The 15,169-nt window shown below is 67.7% G+C and carries 12 protein-coding genes and 1 pseudogene; 2 read left to right on the top strand and 11 right to left on the bottom strand.

Features of this window, described 5'->3' with window-relative positions; translation table 11 throughout:
• The first annotated feature begins 129 nt into the window (after nucleotides 1–129).
• Entirely contained in the window at nucleotides 130–762 is a 633-nt protein-coding gene (locus OIE69_RS35785) for a DUF308 domain-containing protein (protein WP_326578802.1), read from the top strand.
• Nucleotides 763–1,653: 891 nt separating this feature from the next.
• Complete coding sequence (locus OIE69_RS35780; protein ID WP_326578801.1) at nucleotides 1,654–4,818, top strand: S8 family serine peptidase; 3,165 nt, start codon at nucleotides 1,654–1,656, stop codon at nucleotides 4,816–4,818.
• Between the two features lie 218 nt (nucleotides 4,819–5,036).
• Here OIE69_RS35780 and OIE69_RS35775 read toward each other — a convergent pair whose 3' ends face one another.
• The 11 genes and pseudogenes from OIE69_RS35775 to OIE69_RS35725 all read right to left on the bottom strand — a co-directional run bounded on the left by OIE69_RS35775 (nucleotide 5,037) and on the right by OIE69_RS35725 (nucleotide 15,075).
• Nucleotides 5,037–5,924, bottom strand: coding sequence for an SDR family oxidoreductase (locus OIE69_RS35775; RefSeq protein WP_326578800.1), 888 nt, complete (start codon nucleotides 5,922–5,924; stop codon nucleotides 5,037–5,039).
• A gap of 77 nt (nucleotides 5,925–6,001) precedes the next feature.
• Entirely contained in the window at nucleotides 6,002–6,379 is a 378-nt protein-coding gene (locus tag OIE69_RS35770) for an MmcQ/YjbR family DNA-binding protein (RefSeq protein WP_326578799.1), read from the bottom strand.
• A 131-nt stretch (nucleotides 6,380–6,510) separates the two neighbouring features.
• Nucleotides 6,511–7,428: an NADP-dependent oxidoreductase gene (locus tag OIE69_RS35765; RefSeq protein WP_326578798.1), complete on the bottom strand. Its 918-nt coding sequence runs from the start codon at nucleotides 7,426–7,428 to the stop codon at nucleotides 6,511–6,513.
• Nucleotides 7,429–7,481: 53 nt separating this feature from the next.
• Nucleotides 7,482–8,111, bottom strand: coding sequence for a nitroreductase family protein (locus tag OIE69_RS35760; RefSeq protein WP_326578797.1), 630 nt, complete (start codon nucleotides 8,109–8,111; stop codon nucleotides 7,482–7,484).
• A 75-nt stretch (nucleotides 8,112–8,186) separates the two neighbouring features.
• On the bottom strand, nucleotides 8,187–8,978 hold the full coding sequence (locus OIE69_RS35755; protein WP_326578796.1) for an isocitrate lyase/PEP mutase family protein: 792 nt from the start codon (nucleotides 8,976–8,978) through the stop codon (nucleotides 8,187–8,189).
• Between the two features lie 536 nt (nucleotides 8,979–9,514).
• Nucleotides 9,515–10,036: a GNAT family N-acetyltransferase gene (locus OIE69_RS35750; RefSeq protein ID WP_326578795.1), complete on the bottom strand. Its 522-nt coding sequence runs from the start codon at nucleotides 10,034–10,036 to the stop codon at nucleotides 9,515–9,517.
• 116 nt (nucleotides 10,037–10,152) lie between these two features.
• A pseudogene (locus OIE69_RS35745) lies at nucleotides 10,153–10,263 on the bottom strand (LysR family transcriptional regulator); the annotation flags it as partial.
• A 61-nt stretch (nucleotides 10,264–10,324) separates the two neighbouring features.
• Nucleotides 10,325–11,545, bottom strand: coding sequence for an MFS transporter (locus OIE69_RS35740; RefSeq protein WP_326578794.1), 1,221 nt, complete (start codon nucleotides 11,543–11,545; stop codon nucleotides 10,325–10,327).
• A gap of 413 nt (nucleotides 11,546–11,958) precedes the next feature.
• Entirely contained in the window at nucleotides 11,959–12,345 is a 387-nt protein-coding gene (locus tag OIE69_RS35735) for a nuclear transport factor 2 family protein (RefSeq protein WP_326578793.1), read from the bottom strand.
• 537 nt (nucleotides 12,346–12,882) lie between these two features.
• Complete coding sequence (gene lpdA, locus OIE69_RS35730) at nucleotides 12,883–14,268, bottom strand: dihydrolipoyl dehydrogenase (RefSeq protein WP_326578792.1); 1,386 nt, start codon at nucleotides 14,266–14,268, stop codon at nucleotides 12,883–12,885.
• Between the two features lie 210 nt (nucleotides 14,269–14,478).
• Nucleotides 14,479–15,075 (bottom strand): TetR/AcrR family transcriptional regulator, encoded by a 597-nt coding sequence (locus tag OIE69_RS35725; RefSeq protein WP_326578791.1) that lies wholly within the window; start codon nucleotides 15,073–15,075, stop codon nucleotides 14,479–14,481.
• Between the last annotated feature and the right edge of the window lie 94 nt (nucleotides 15,076–15,169).

The raw sequence follows: 15,169 nt of genomic DNA, 5'->3' as shown, positions 1-15,169 counted from the left end.
GGCAGAACGCGTGCCGTCGAAGCGGATGGCAGAACTACTTCGTTCGAAGTACACGGCCCTTCCCGAGGCCCCTGAGACTCGTCATCGAGGCGACCGCCTCACACCGTCACGATCACAACGGGACACCCGATGACCCAGACCACCGTAACCTCGGCCCCTTCGACCACGGCCACGACGAGGCCTTCCGGGCTCCGATCGCTCCACCTGATCCGAGTCGTCTTCTCCCTGATCTGGGTGGCACTCGTCTTCACGACCTCCGCCTCGCTCGTGTCGACGGACAGGCCCACGGTGAGCGCGGCCGTGCTTCTCGTCGTCTACCCCCTGTGGGACGCCATCGCCACGCTCCTCGAGCGTCGCCTGGCCGGCACCGGCTCCGCGAACCGCGTCAGTACGGTCAACATGGGGCTCGACCTGGCCAGCACCGCAGGAATGATCATCGCGGTCTTCTCCACCATCGGGACGGCCCTGCTCGTGTTCGGCGTCTGGGCCCTCCTTTCCGGAGCCGTCCAGCTCGTCGTGGCGATCCGACGCCGGCGCACCGTCGGCGCCCAGTGGCCCATGGTCATCAGCGGTGGACAGTCCGTACTCGCCGGCGCCACCATCGCCGCCGGCGCCGCCTCGGCGACCAGCAGCCTGTCCACCGTCGCCGGCTACTCGGCCTTCGGCGCCTTCTGGTTCCTGGTCTCCGTCATCGCCCTGAGCATCCGCGGCCGAAGCGACAGGCGTCGCGCGGGCCGCTCGAGCACGAGCAGCCCCGCGTAACGGCCGGAGCCCCCAAACCGTCACCCCGGCTGTCACCCCGGCGGCCACCTACCGACGGCCGCTACCTCAACCCGATCCGTTCGAGCCGAATCGGGCCGCGGCCACGGATACGACAGGCGGGACCACATGCACCTCATCCGGGAGCTCTGCCTACGCCCTGCCCCGCCCGCGGAATCGCCGGCGGGGCGGCCCCGGAGGGGGCTACCCGGTACGCAGCCCCTCCGGTCGCATCATCCGCCACAGAGGCGGCTGGCTCGCCTCAGTGACCATGAGCACAGCGGCACCTGTCGCGCTGTTGTTTCTCCCGGCCGAGGGAAGTAGGGCGTGGCGAGGTGTGGACATGGCGCTTTTGCGTCAAGTGGTCGAAGGGAGACGGCCGGAGCGTGCCCAGGGTTTGGCGGAGCTTTCTGTCCACGGTCGGGCGATCCAGTCGAGTCGGCCGGGTCGCTTGGGTCTGACCTGCGGAAATCGCTCGCCGCGAGCGCGTGTCGGTCGTTTTCCGGCACCTGTTGTCGCGACTTGCCGCGACGTACCGAAATCGCGTGAACGGCGACAAACGGATCGGCGATGACCGATTATTGACTCTGCGGTGAATTGTTGCCCGGCAATATGTGGCCCTGTTATTAACCGGCAATGATTTATTTCTCTCCCGGCCGGCGATACGCCGGCGCCGGGGTTCTGACGGCCGCGCTCATAGCGCTTGCCGTGACGAACCCCGCTTCGGCACAGGGGCCGGCTCGGTCAGGTGCGACGGCGCCGGCCCAGGCGGTCCACTTCGCTTCCCATGAACTCACCCTGATCACGGGCGACCGCGTCACCGTGACGGAGACCCCGTCAGGTGACCAGAGCATCGCTGTCGCGCCGGCACCTGGACGCGAGCACATCGCGTTCGTGAAGCACAGGAGCCCGGACGGGTGGAGCGTCACTCCGGCCGACGCGCTGCCCCTGGTCGCTGCCGAACGGCTGGACCAACGCCTGTTCAGCGTCTCGACCTTGCTCAAGCAGAAGCGGGCCCGCGCGTCCGGACTCCCGTTGATCGTGGAGTACACCGGTGACGCGCGCACCGCTCAGGCGCGGCACGCGATGGCGGGGGCCGAGAAGGTCCACCCGATCCCGGGAACCTCGTTCGCCGCTGTCACCCGACGCCCGGGTGATGCGGGCCAGTTCTGGAAGGACCTTGCCCCGGCCGTGGCGGGTGCCCGGACGCTCGGCCAGGGGATCCGTCACATCTGGCTGGACGGCACCGCCAAGATCCCCCAGGACCGTTCGCCGTCGCACAGCGGGGGCCGAGGCGCCGGCAAGAGGCTGGACCAGACGGTGGCGCACATCGGCGCCCCTCAGGCCTGGGCCAGGGGCTACACCGGAAAGGGCGTCAAAGTCGCGATCCTGGACGGCGGCTACGATCCGAACCACCCGGACCTGAAGGGTGTGGTGGCCGAGACCGCGAATTTCACCACCGACCCGGACATGGCGGACCACAACGGTTTCGGCACGCACCGCGCCTCGATCATCGCGGGCTCCGGGGCCGCGTCGGACGGGCTGCGCAAAGGCGTGGCTCCCGGGGCCGAACTGATGGTCGGCAAGGTCTGCTACGCCAGTGGTGACTGTCCCAACTCCGGGATCATCGCGGGCATGGAGTGGGCCGCCCAGCGCGGCGCGAAGGTGATCAGCCTCAGCCCGTACGACATCGACACCCCCGAACAGGACGCGCTGGAGGCCGCGGTCGCGTCCGTCAGCGAGAAGTACGGCACCCTGGTCGTGGCGGCCTCCGGGTTCGGCGACACCCTCCAGAGCCTCGCCTCGCCGGCCTCGGCGGATGCGGCGCTGGCCGTAGGAGGCACCTTTCTCGACGAGGACCGCATAGGCGGCTCGGCGAAGGGCCCGCGCATCGGCGACTGGGGCCTGAAGCCCGACATCGTCGCCCCCGGATCCAACGTCCTGGCCGCCTCGGCGGGCGGTACCGGCCCGGGCGACTACTACATCTACGACAGCGGCACCGGCGTCGCATCGCCGCACGTGGCCGGCGCGGCGGCCATCCTGTTCCAGGAGCACCCCGACTGGACGCCGGAGCAGATCAAGACCCAGTTGATGAGCACGACGGTCGGCGGCCTCGAACGAGGTGCCTACTGGCAGGGCGCGGGCCGGGTCGACGTCGACCGCGCGTCGAGTCAGGCCGTCAGCGCCGAGCCCGGCGGGCTGGACTTCCAGCGGATCCGCTGGAACAACGCGGGCCGGCCCCCGGTGTCCAAGACGCTCACCTACCGCAACCCGGGCAGTGAGCCGGTCACCCTCGACCTGTCGACCGACGTCACCTACGACGGTTCCGCCGCGGCCCCGGAGGGCCTCTTCCAGCTGAGCGCCGACAAGGTGACCGTTCCCGCTCAAGGCTCGCGCACGGTCACGCTGACCGGCACCCCCGAGGCCGCGGGCACGCTCTACAAGGCGTTCAGCGGTGCGGTCAGGGCGGTCAGCCAGGACGGCGCGGTTTCCGTCCGGACCCCGATCGGCATGGACATCGAGGAGCCCGTCTACGACCTGGCCTTCAAGGTCATCGGCCGTACCGGCAGCACGCCGACCTCCGCGGCCATCTCGGTCGACACGCTCGACAGCAAGCAGGCTGCGGTCCGTCCGGTGGACATCGCCGCCGACGGCACCGGCAAGGTCCGGGTCCCCCGCGGCACTTGGTCGGTCTCGGGCCTGGTCTTCGACTCGCCCTCCGGCGATCCGTCGAGGACGCAGACCACCGTCGTGGGCCTCCCCCGCATCGACATGCTCGACGACACCACCGTCACCTTCGACGCGCGCGAGGCCAAGAAAGTCACCGCCACGGCTCCCCGGTCCTCCTTGCGCATCACCCGGGCGAGCGTCGGCACCGTCAGCAGGGGTGTGAACATGGGCGTCGAGCTGCCGGGTGCGATCGGCCGCGCGTACCTGGACGACGTCTACGCCCTGCCGACGGCGAACACCGGCTACACCGGGTTCGCGTACGCCCTCGCCACCAACTGGGAGACGCCCGCGGACCGCACCCGTACTCCCGTCACCTACCACCTCACCCGGTCGGTCGTCGGCGGCATCCCCGAGGTCCCGGGCTACAACCCGCGCACCTCGGACCTGGCGAAGGTGGACACCACGTTCGCGGCGGCACGTGCCGGGACCACGGCGACCCGTGTGCTCGACACCTATGTCGCGGGGCAGCACTGGGCCACCGACAAGATCGCCTCGGTTCCCGTCCCCTCCCGGCGGACCGACTACTTCTCGGTGTCCGACGGCCTCGAATGGCAGCCCGGCTTCGACCAGAGCCCGGTGTTCGGGGGAGACGGCACACAGGTCCCGGGACAGCTCTACATCGGGGAGCGTCGGACCTACCGGGCGCACACCACCGCACAGGAGCGCTGGAACGGAGCGGTCCAGGCGTTCGGCATCATCCCGGGTGCGGCACATGACCGGCGGGAGGGCAACCGCATGGACTTCATGATGCACATCGGCGCCAACGGAAATCCGGACACCCTTGTCGGCAGCGAGACCGGCCTCCTCCGAGGTGAGCTGCGACGCAACGGTGAGGTGGTCTCCGACTACCCCTTCACGGACATCATGGTTCCGGACGACCCGACCCCCGCGGACTACCTCCTGAAGGCCACCTACGACCGCGACCCCGGCCTCAGCGACATCTCGACCAGCACATCCGCCGAATGGCGGTTCCGCTCCGCCACAACCGAGCAGGTCCAGCCGCTGCCGCTGTACGCGGTCCGCATGTCCCCGGAGCTCGACGCGTGGAACCGTGCCGAGGCCGGCAGCACGCTGGAGATCCCCGCCTCCGTCCAGCGTGAGGCGGGAGCCCCGGAGTCGGCCGTCCGGAAGTTCACCGTCGAGGTCTCCTACGACGAGGGCAGGACCTGGCGGCGTGCCGAGGTCAGGGGTTCCGGCCTGCACCGCACGGTGGAGGTCTCGCATCCGAAGCACTCCTCGGGTGGCTCGGTGTCGCTGCGCACCCGCGTCGAGGACGCCGCGGGCAACTCCTTCAAGCAGACCGTGCTCAAGGCCTACCTGATCAAGTAGCCGGCCTCACGACCGCCGAACCGGCCCGCCGGACATCCGTCCGGCGGGCCCCGGGGCCGGGACGCGTCACGGTGGTGTGACGGGTGGACGCGGGGCTTCCTGCCGAAGGCGGCGCGCGCCCCCTCGCCGACCGTCCTGCCCGAGGAATCGACGAGCGCGCGTACGCGGAAGGCCAGTGGTCACTCACCCTGTCCGGTCCCGGCGGCATCCCGAGGTTTTCAGCCCAGGGCCGGATAGTCGCCGGCAGCGAGGTCGTCGATCAGGCGTGGGTGGGTGGGCTCCCAGCCGAACCGTTCCCGGGTCAGCGCACTCGACGATGGCATGTCAAGAGCGAACACGCGACCGATGAGGCCGAAGCGCTCAGGCGGCGCCGACTCGACCGGCACCGCGAGAACGCCGCCGATCGTCTCGGCCAGCGACCTCATGGTGTCGCCCTCGTCGGCCACCGCGTGCAGGACCGTGCCCGGCGCAGCGTCCTCGAGTGCGATGCGGAACAGTGGGGCGGCGTCGAGCAGGTTGACCGCCGGCCATCGCTGCGTGCCGTCGCCGACGTACGCGGCCACGCCCGTTTTCTGCGCGGCGGCGATGAGCACCGAGCAGAAGCCGTATGCCGACCCGCGTTGGTGCACGGAGCGCGGCAGTCGCACGACAGAGGACCGGACGCCCTGGGCGGCCAGGGCCAGCACCACGTCGGAAGTGCGGCCGCGGCCACCGACCGGACCGTTGGCGGTGTCGCGGTCCTCCTCGGTGGAGGTGTGGCCTGGCACCATCGGTGTGAGGCCGGCATGCACGAACGGCTTGCCACTGCCTTCGAGTGCGGCCGCGAGGGTCTGCACGGCGCGCGCTTCCTCGTCGATGCCCTGCTCCAAGTTGCTCCAGTCGTTGCTGAAGGCCAGGTTGATGACACCATCGGCCTGCGCGGCGCCGGCACGGAGGCTGTCGAGGTCGGTGAGGTCGCCGCGGAGCGGCGTCCCGCCGGCGGCGGCGACGGCCGTAGCCGCGGCATCGGAGCGGACGAGGCCGCGGACCTCGTGACCGGCGGCGATGAGTTCGGGAACGACAGCCGAGCCGATGCTGCCGCTGGCGCCAGTGACGAAAACGCGCATGGGAGGCTCCAGATGACTGCTGCGACGCTGCGTCGCAGTATGGGCATGTCGAGGGTCAGGCGTGGGTCAGGCGTGGGTCAGGTGTGGCGGTTGTAGGTGTGCGGATCCACGGGTTGCTTGGACTTGGGAAGTCCGCCGACCACCAGACGGTAGGAGTCGGTCACGAGTTCCTTCACCAGCTTGTCGTCGACGGTGTCTCCACCTTCCACTGTGATCCAGTGTCTTTTGTTCATGTGGTAGCCGGCGGTGATGTCCGCGTACTGCTCACGCAGGGCTGTGGCGTCGTCCGGATCGGCCTTCAGGATCAGGACGGGGCGTCCAGGCATGTCGGTCATGAGCATGAAGACCTTGCCGCCCACCTTGTGGAACTCCCAGTCGGGACGATGCTCCTGGTCGGTGCCGGGCAGTTCCGCGGTGTGGTCGCGCGCGATCTTCTGCAGTTCCTGTCCGTCCAAAGTGATCGACTCCTCTGTCGGTTCGAGTGCCTGGCGTGTGTCGGTTCGGGTCCGTGCGCCTGTCGGTGGCCGATGGCCGTGGGCGTGGATCAGGACCATGACCTGCCGCTCGGACGGTGGCGGTCCACTACCTACGGGAGGACGCGGATGACTGTCTTCCCGAGGCGTCGCGTGGTCGGGTTGAGGGCGCTGATGGCATCGTCGAGGCTCGCGACGTCACCGATGTTGGTCCGCAGCCGTCCGTCCCGCACCCGCTGCACGATCTCGCCGAGTTCGGCGCGATCGGCCTCGACGACGAAGTCCACGGCCAGGCCGTCAGTGGGCCGTGCTTCGACCGGGCCGACGATGGACACCAGTGTTCCTCCGGCCTTGATCAGGGCGGCGGACTGCTTTTGAACGTCGCCACCGATGACATCGAAGACCAGGTCGACGCCGCCGACGTCTTTCAGCGTGTCGGTCTCGAGGTCGACGAACTCGTGCGCGCCGAAGTCGAGCGCCTTCTCGCGGTCGGCGGCGCGTCCGGTACCGATGACGTGAGCGCCGGCTTCACGCGCGAGCTGGGTCACCATTGTCCCGACTGCCCCGGCTGCGCCATGGGCGAGGACAGTCTGGCCGGCCTGGAGGCGCCCGTGCTGGAACAGGCCCTGCCACGCGGTCAGACCTGAGATCGGCAGGGACGCGCCTACCGTGAAGTCGACGTCGCCCGGCAGCGGTGCGAGGTTGCGTGCTTCGATCGCCACGTACTCCGCGAGGGTGCCGTCGCGGTGCCAGTCGGCGAGGCCGAACACCCGCTGCCCGACCGAGAGCCCCGTCGTGCCGTAGCCGAGAGCGGTGACCACTCCGGCCGGCTCGTGGCCGGGGATCGACGGTGTCCTGTCACGGCCGGCGCGATCGGCCCAGGTGGACGGCCACTCCATCTCTGTGGGGACGAAGCCCGATGCATGGATCCGAACGATGACGTCGTTGATCGCCGCGAGCGGCTCAGGCCGCTCCGTCAGCGTCATTCCGGCCGTTCCCGCAGCCTGGTCGGTGACCACAATGGCTTTCATCGAAATGGCTCTTCCTGGTTGTGTGTGGCGGGTTTTGGGTCCCGGGTGGGTTTTCAGATGAAGGTGAACAGCTGGTCCGCGTCGAAGCGCGAGACCGGGGTGGTGTACACCTTCTCCGGGTCGGGGTAGCCGAGGGCCAGCAGCACCGTCGTGGTGTGTCCGCTCTCGCGGATCTTGAAGGCCTTGTCGACACGGGTCGGGTCGAACCCCTCCAGCGGCGTGGCCTCGACGCCGAGCTCGGCGGCCGCCATCATGGTCAGACCCACCGCCATGTAGGTCTGCTTCTCCATCCAGTGGTTCAGGTCCTTGTAGCCGTAGTTGCGAAGGTCGAGGAAGTCCCGGGTCATGGATTCCCACAGCTCCTGCTTGGACAGATCAGGGAACCGGCCATCGGCCCTCTCCTTTGCGAACACCGCCTCGAGGTGGGCGTCGGGCAGATCTGCCCGGGTGGTCAGGATGATGGTGTGCGACGCGTTCAGGATCTTCTCGGCGTTGTCCCGGAATCGTTCGCCCAGGTTGTCGGCGAGCCGCTCCTTGCCCTCGGGCGTGGCGAGGACGTAGAAGTGGTTGGGCTGCACGTTCACCGATGACGGCGTGGAGCGCAGGAACCGCAGCAGCTGCTGAAGGGTTTCCGCCGGAATGGTCTTGCTGGGATCGAAATACCTGGTGAGATGCTTGTTCATGAGTTTATCGAGATTCATGTCGATCTTCCTATTGTTGCGATGAGTGGGTGAGGGGCGTGATTCACAAGGTTTGGGCTATCTGCGGCGGGCAAGCAGTTCGCCGATGCGCTCGAAGCTGGTTCCTGTCGTCGCGGTGGTGAGGTCACCCGCGACGAGAGCCTTGACGGCCTGGTCGAGTGCCTCCATTGCGTGGGTGTAGAGCGCCGGACCCACGCTGATGCGCTTGACCCCGGCCTTCTGCAGTTCGGCGACGGTCAGCACCTTGTCCGCCGGCGAGATGAGGACGTTCACCGGTGTCGGCGCGACGGCGGTGACGATCGCGACGAGTGCGTCGAGGTCGGGTGGGTAAGGGGCATAGAGCACATCCGCGCCGGCCTCCGCGAAGGCCGTCAGACGCCGGATGGTGTCGTCGAGATCAGGCCGCCCCTGGATGAAGTTGTCGGTGCGGCCGGTGACGACGATGCGCCCCTTGGCCGCCTCGACGGCGCTGCGTATGCGGTCGACTGCCTCGTCGAAGCCGCGGATCGGTTGATCGGGATTGCCCGAGGTGTCTTCGATCCCGATACCGGCCAGTCCGGACTCGACGGCGGCTTCCACCGTCGCGGCGACGTCTTCGGGTGTGTCGCCGTAGCCGTCCTCGAAGTCCCCGTTGACGGGCAGCCCGGTGAGACGGCCGAGCAGCCGCGCATGTTCAAGGTGCTCACCACAGGTCACTTCGTGACGCCCGTCGGACCGGCCGAGTGTGGTGGCGAGTGCCGCCGATGACGTCGCGATCGCCTCGAAGCCGGCGTCGGCCAGCATCAGCGCCGAGAGGCCGTCCCATGCGTTCGGCATGACGAGGCCGCCGTCGCGGGTGTGCAGCGCCATGAATTTCTCATGGAGTTCGGAGCCCGGCATGACGGACCTTTCCCGAGTGATCGTTTTCGTGCGGTGAGGGTTTACCGGCCGTGTGCGCGGCCTCGACAGGGGTCCCGGCAATCGGCCGGGTGTACCGGCCGAGCCGACGGCGGGAATGTCGCAGTACCTCGGCTGACCGGCTCCGGCCTCGACCCCTCTTTGTGTGGCCGGACCGGGGCGAGCACCAGATCTCGACGCCTGCGTGCATGGTGCCTACCGCCCTGGAGATCCTTGTGAGGCTTCGCTGCTTGGCTGTCCGCAGGGGACCGCCTTTCCTCCAAGGTACCGCAGATCGGCCACTTTTTCGGACCAAATAGTCCTCTGATCTCTGGCTGGTCGTCCGGCGTCCACGCAGGCAGACACCATCCGTGACGGTTGAGACCTCGGGAAATAATGGACGCAAGCGTCCCCCTGCGGTCACCTACTCCGCCGGACCGCCTTCGCCCGCCGAGGGAAGTCCAGTCCCGATCGGAGACCGCGACGAGACCCGTATGGGACGACCTCGGTCATGGACGCTCTGGCCCGTTCGAGCGCGGCGTGGACGTGAGGACATCCCCGCCGCCCTTCCTCACCGAAGTCCTCGGCACATCGTCGTGGCGGCCTTCCGCGAGCTCGTGCTCGGGATAGGCGCCGGCGCCGGGATGGACCGTATCGATGAGGTCGGCGTACGCGGGGTTGCGGTCGATGAACGCACCCACCACCGGGCAGATGATGGTGATCTTCTTCCCGCTCTCGCGGATGTCGTCCAGCACGCGAGAGATGAGCTCCGTGGCCACCCGATTCTTGCGGTAGGCGGGGTCTACCCAGGTCGTCAACAGCACGACGCGGCCGCCCACGAACCGGTACGAGAGCTCGCCGATCCCTTCGTCACCGAGTGCGGCGATCCAGCGACCGCGCTCCGCGTCGTGGACGACGTCGAGCACCCAACTGGACTCCGCCTCGCCAAGACTTGCCTCGGCCAAAGCAGCGATGAGCGCAGCGTTGTTCTCTTCACGGGCGGACGCCTCGGCCCCGAAATTGAACGTCATTGTCACACTTTCTGTTGGGGGGACCCGATAGATAGGTGGGTTCGGACGAACGGGTGTGGCCCTTGGTCACTCATAGGTTCCGGGACGCCCGCGACGAGGTCGGAGTACTCCCGGTTTGAGTACGGCACGGGACCGGCCTTGAGGACGTCCTCCTGAAGCACCTTGGCGCGGTCGTACACCGAGTCCGGCACCAGGTCGGCGCCGACGATCGAGAGCACCACCGCGGGGCTGACGCTCGCGGACTGCTCATGGTCGCGTGAGGTCGGATGCCGGCGAGGTTCGTCGTGATCACTCACCGCGCCGCCTGTTCCCGGTCATGTCAGGGTGCGGGTCGCGTGCGGCGAGGACGCTGAAGAGGGTTGCGACGATGGCGAGTACGGCGTATCCGAGGGCGATCCGCGGTAGCGAGAAGACGTTCGAGAGTTGGCCGGAGACGAGGCTGGGGAAGGCGGCTCCGCTGTAGCAGAGGAGGTAGATGGCGCTGAAGATCGGTGCCCGGTCGGCGAGGGTGCTGTCGTGCAGCAGGCCGCGGGTGGCGGCGCTGATGGCGATGCCTTGACCGGTGCCGGCGATGATGGTTGCGGCGATGAACAACGCCAGCGTGCCCATGGCGATCGCTGTGATGATGCCGATCCATCCGGCCAGGAAGATGATCATGCCGATTCGTTGGGCGGCCGCGGATGTGAACCTACCGCCGATGGGAGCGCCGAGAACGCTGGGGGCCATGTAGAAGGCGAACAACAGTCCGAGGGTGAGCGGGCTGTGAGTGTGGAATCGATCTGCGACCAGTGCGGGCATGAAGGCCTGGTAGAAGGCCCCGGTCGCCCAGGTGGCCAGAAACACCGCGGCGGCGACGGGGAGCAGATGCCTGACCCGGGCCGGTATGCGGACCCGGGGCAGCAGTGATCGCCAAGCGCCCGGCGTAGGCTTCGCGGTTTCCGGGCTGGTGACGATGAGCGCGGCACCCAGTACGAGGAGGCCGGCGCACACCAGGTAGATGAGGTGGCGTGGCCAGGGGCCGAACTGGACCAGGGCGCCGGAGGCGACGGCGCCGAGGGTGAGGCCGAGCATGGGTCCCTGGCTGGAGGCGACGGAAGCCAGCCATTCCGGCCTGGTGGGTGCGGCGTCGACGATGTACGAGGTGAGGCTGCTGCCGGCCACCCCCGTGCCGACCCCCATCAGTAGCCGACCACCCAGCAGGGTCCCGATGTCGTGCACGTTCAGCAGCAGCAGACAGCCCAGCAGGAGCAGGCCGAGACTGGCGATCGCGGTGGGCCGTCGGCCCAGATGGCCGGACAGTCGTCCCAGCACCAACAGTCCGGCGATGGTGCCGACGGAGTTGCTGACGACGGCCAGTGAGATGCCGGCGTTGGTGAACCCGTCCTCGGCCCGGTAGGTGTTGAACAAGGGGATCGGTGCGGCCGACGCGGCGAACGAGGCCACCAGGGAGACCACCGCGGAGGAGAATGCCGGCTGGAGCGGTCTGCCCCCGCGAGTCACATTGATCACTGGAGCCAGGTCCTGCATCGAGCGGTGCCTTTCCATGAGTCGGTGAGTCAGGTCCCGATGTCGGTCGTGGACGCTCCGGCCCGCACGAGCGCGACGCGCTACGTCATTCCCGCCGCGTTTCCCGACCGAAGTCCTCGGGAGCTGTTCGTCTGCCTGCGGCAGGGCGTGCGAGTGAGGATTACGGGTCGCGGCCTGTTCGCATGCGGACAGCGCCGGCGTGGCCGACTGCGTCGGCGGCGACACCGGCGCCGATTCCGCTGGTCGTGTTCGTAACCTGTCCCGACGCGGGTGCGTACTGGAGCGAGGCGCCGCGTCGTCTCGGCCTGCTGCCGTCTCGTGACGTGCCTGTGGGCACGGGTCCCTGCCTGAGGGCGGGTTGCCTCGCGACCAGCAGTCTCGACCGCGTGGCCGGGTCAGGTGCCCGGAGCGATCGCACAGGCGGAGACGCAGACCCAGCCGCCCGCACGCTTCTGGTACGTGTCCGTGTACAGGGCTTCCTGAGCCGCTCCGTCGGCGAGCATGGTGTACGTGGCGCGGCCGTGGATCAGGGCAACGTCACTGAGGATGCGGATCCTGACGTCGTGCACAGCGAGATCCTTGAAGGGCCGCGGCTTGGCGATGTATTCGAGGAACTCGGCACGGTTGCGCGTGACACCCGGAGTCTGCACGACGAAGTCCTCGGCGAGCAGCTCGCTGAAGCGCCGGACATCGTTGAACTGGTCGGAGCGGACATACTCATTGTTGAGCTGCTCGAGGATCGCCAGATCTTCGGTGGACTGCTTGGTCTTGGTGTCGTTCACTTTCTTGTTCCTTCCCTGCGTGTTGCTGCCTTCGCTGCAGGTGGGCTGTCGTTTCGGTGCCGCGTACGCGGTGCCGGCGGACACGGTTGCGGTCTGTCGATCGGGTGCCGGTCGACGCGGCGAACGAGGCGATCGGAGCGACCACCGCAAAGGGAATCGCCTCACGTCCGCCGGGGAACGCAGCCGCCCCCATCCGGATGAAGGGATGGACGGCTTACGCGCACCGCGGCCCCTTGCGAGCCCGGGCCCTGGGAGTGAGTCGGGCAGCTCCCGCTCCGCGCGAAGGCCACTCGTCGCGACGCATTCTCATCAAGCTTCCCAGAGACAAAACGGGACTGTCAAGTCCTCTTGCTCTTGGAAATTCCGATCAGCGACACGACGATGCACAGGTCAAAGACATGCCACCAGGAGTCGCGTCGTGGAGCCGGGACTATATGGGCCTCAACAGAAGAGGCGACCGTGGATGGCGAGGTCCAGCGGCCTGGTGACGGGATTGACTGCTACGCATCGTGGTCGCCGAGCGATGCTTTCACAGGGTCAGACGTGCAAGTGCAGCGGTTTGCCTGTCAGCGCGAGAGCTGCCTCACCGAGCGCCTCACCCTGTGTCGGGTAGGCGTGGACGTGGCCGGCGACGTCCTGAGGGAACGCTTCCCAGTTGTAGATGAGCTGCGCTTCCCCGATCTGCTCACTGATCCGGTCGCCGATCATGTGAACGCCGACGACTGCACCGTCCTTCTTCCGGACGACCTTGACGTGCCCTTCCGTTCTCAACGTCCGGCTACGGGCGTTGGTCGCGAGGTCGTAAACGACGAAGTCGACGTTCTCGGCCCCGTACGCCTGCTTGGCCTTGGCCTCTGTCAGGCCGACCGACGCGATCTCAGGGCGGGAGAACGTGACGCGCGGGACGCCGTCGTAGTCGATCGGCACAGCCGTCTTCCTGGCCACTCGGTCGGCGACGAGGATACCCTCGGCGAATCCGACGTGTGCAAGCTGCGGAGTGGGGACCAGGTCCCCGACAGCGGAGATGGTGGGGACGCTGGTGCGCATGTACTCGTCAACCAGCACGTGCCCCTTGTCCATGACGACGCCCGCCTCTTCGAAACCCAGGCCTTGGGAAACCGGGCCTCGTCCGACGGCCACGAGCAGGAGGTCCGCTTCCAGCGCCTTGCCGTCTGCCAGACGGACGCGGATGCCGTCCGGCGTGTACTCGCTGCTGACGAAGGGGACACCGAGGTGGAGGGTGATACCCCGCTTGAGGAACTCAGTCTCCAGCCGGCTGGAGACGCTCTCGTCCTCCGTCGGGACAAGGTGCGGCAGGGCTTCGACAACGGTGACCCGGGCTCCGAACGACGACCACGCGGAGGCGAACTCGACGCCGATCACTCCGCCGCCGAGCACGATCACGGACTTGGGGACGTGGTCGAGGGTGAGAGCGTGGTCCGACGAGATCACTCGCCGTCCGTCGATCTCCAGTCCGGGCAGGGTTCTCGGAACGGACCCGGTGGCGAGTACGACGTGACGGCCCGTGAGTCGGCGGCCTCCGACATCGACAGAGGTCGCCGATGACAGTCGGCCCTCTCCTTCCACATAGGTGATGCCACGTGCGTCAACGAGGCCGGTGAGTCCATTGCAGAGGCCTGAGACAACGCTGTTCCTGTAAGCGTGCAGGGCGTCCATGTCGATGCCTTGAAAGGACGAACGCACCCCCACGTCGCGAGCCTGGCGCGCCTGATCGGCAAGTTCTGCCGCGTGCAGCATGGCTTTGGTCGGGATGCAGCCGTTGTGCAGGCATGTGCCCCCGAGCTTGTGACGTTCGACCAGGGCGACGCTGAGCCCGAGTTGGGCCCCGCGCAATGCGGCCGCGTACCCGGCGCTGCCGGCTCCGAAAACGACCATGTCGTACGGCTCTTCGTTGTCGCTCATGTCATTGGTCCTTTGCGGTCTGCCGGGCGGTTGCCCGGTCGGTGCCGCCCCCGGTTGTGGCGGGCACCTCTCCTGTGGCACTCGGCAATGGCGTCCGGTGTGAAGCGAAGGGGCTGTCCAGTCCTGCTGTCACTCCGCGACGGCAGGAGGAGTCTGGGATCGGCGCGACGGACGCAGAGAGACCTCTCGTGCTGCCTCGCGCACCGCGTATCAGTCCACGGTGTACGTCTTCACATGGGCTAGCGCCATGTCCATGGCGATGCGCATCGGTTCGACGTCGCGTGCCATCTGGGCGAGCAAGTAGCTTCCCTGCAGTGCGGCCATCACAGACACAGCGAGCTTTGCAGGATCGACCCCCTCCTTGAGCGAGCCGTTCTCCTGCATCCGGCGCAGGCCGGCCGCAATCAACTCTTGCCATTCGCCGAACTTCTCAGCGAGCAGGTTCCGGGCCGCGGGATCCTGAGGCGCGCGGGATCCGACGAGTGCACCCAGAGCGCACCCGTAGGCTCCGTCCTGGAGAGAGTTGAGGCGGATGATCGAATCGTTCCAGTGTTCCAGGGCTCGGAAGGAGTTCATCCGTTCCAAGTGCTGTTGGTCGCGGTGGAGAATCTGCTGGGCACGCAACTCGATGACACTGCGCACAAGATCGTCCTTGTCTGCAAAATAGCGGTAGAACTGGGACTGGCCGGCCCCGCTCACCGCTCGCACGTCATCCAAGGTCACCGAATTGACACCCTTGATGTAAAAGAGGTCCGCAGCGGCCTGGACTATGCGAACGCGTGCTGTGGCTCCGCTGGCGATCGCCATTCTCTGCCCCTTCTGAGAGATGTGGAATCGAGGCGGATGGGTCTTCGCCAATCCGGCCCTGCCGCAACGTGTGCGCTTGCCGCCCACCGGCCTT

Origin of the sequence: Actinacidiphila glaucinigra (assembly GCF_035918135.1) — a bacterium.
Taxonomy (GTDB): domain Bacteria; phylum Actinomycetota; class Actinomycetes; order Streptomycetales; family Streptomycetaceae; genus Actinacidiphila; species Actinacidiphila glaucinigra.
Note: the sequence above shows the minus strand (reverse complement) of the source record. Positions and strands in the feature narration are given on the sequence as shown.

Excerpts from the sequence above, each read along its gene's own strand:
- OIE69_RS35760 (WP_326578797.1), bottom strand. The coding sequence starts at position 8,111 with ATGAACAAGCATCTCACCAGGTATTTCGATCCCAGCAAGACCATTCCG.
- OIE69_RS35755 (WP_326578796.1), bottom strand. The coding sequence starts at position 8,978 with ATGGCGCTGCACACCCGCGACGGCGGCCTCGTCATGCCGAACGCATGG.
- OIE69_RS35775 (WP_326578800.1), bottom strand. The coding sequence starts at position 5,924 with ATGCGCGTTTTCGTCACTGGCGCCAGCGGCAGCATCGGCTCGGCTGTC.
- lpdA (WP_326578792.1), bottom strand. The coding sequence starts at position 14,268 with ATGAGCGACAACGAAGAGCCGTACGACATGGTCGTTTTCGGAGCCGGC.
- OIE69_RS35765 (WP_326578798.1), bottom strand. The coding sequence starts at position 7,428 with ATGAAAGCCATTGTGGTCACCGACCAGGCTGCGGGAACGGCCGGAATG.
- OIE69_RS35785 (WP_326578802.1), top strand. The coding sequence starts at position 130 with ATGACCCAGACCACCGTAACCTCGGCCCCTTCGACCACGGCCACGACG.
- OIE69_RS35725 (WP_326578791.1), bottom strand. The coding sequence starts at position 15,075 with ATGGCGATCGCCAGCGGAGCCACAGCACGCGTTCGCATAGTCCAGGCC.
- OIE69_RS35750 (WP_326578795.1), bottom strand. The coding sequence starts at position 10,036 with ATGACGTTCAATTTCGGGGCCGAGGCGTCCGCCCGTGAAGAGAACAAC.